General features: G+C 47.0%; 1 protein-coding gene. It reads left to right on the plus strand.

Annotated elements, in window-relative coordinates; all coding sequences use genetic code 11:
- Positions 1–23 precede the first annotated feature (23 nt).
- A partial coding sequence (locus R7R24_RS26610; protein ID WP_411978834.1) for a GspE/PulE family protein occupies positions 24–742 on the plus strand: 719 nt, incomplete at its 3' end.

Raw genomic sequence — 742 nt, forward strand, 5'->3', positions numbered from 1 at the left:
TTAAAGCAACTGGAGAGCGCACAATGAAAATTCAGTTGAGAAAACGCTTAGGTGACCTACTTGTTGAAGAAGGCATCGTATCGGAAGATCAAATCCAGCAAGCTCTATCCGCTCAGCGCAGTACCGGACAAAAATTAGGTGATGCCCTGATTGATCTCGGGTTTATTACCGAAAAGCAAATGCTGGAGTTCTTGTCTCAGCAACTAGGATTACCGTTGATCGATCTTGGACGCGCTCCAGTGGATGCGGATGCGGTGCAAATACTGCCAGAAGTGCATGCTCGTCGTTTACGTGCAATGGTGGTAGCTCGTAATGGTGACACTTTACGTGTTGCGATGAGTGATCCGGCGGATCTGTTTACCCAAGAGTCTTTAATGAACTTGCTAGGTGAGTACAACCTTGAGTTCATCATAGCCTCTGAGCGTCAGTTGATCAGCAGTTTCGACCGTTACTACCGCCGTACCAAAGAGATCGCGTCCTTTGCTGAGCAGTTACAAGCAGAGCACCAAGACGTACAAAGCTTTGACTATGGCATCGATGAAGCTGACAGTGAAGAAGTCACCGTTGTAAAGCTGGTTAATTCGATGTTTGAAGACGCGGTGCAAGTTGGTGCATCGGATATCCATATCGAACCAGACGATAAAGTCCTGCGTTTACGCCAGCGTGTCGATGGTGTGCTGCATGAAACCATTCTGAACGAAGTGAACATCGCTTCTGCATTGGTATTACGCCTTAAATTGAT

The sequence above is a fragment of the Vibrio sp. 704 genome, assembly GCF_033339295.1.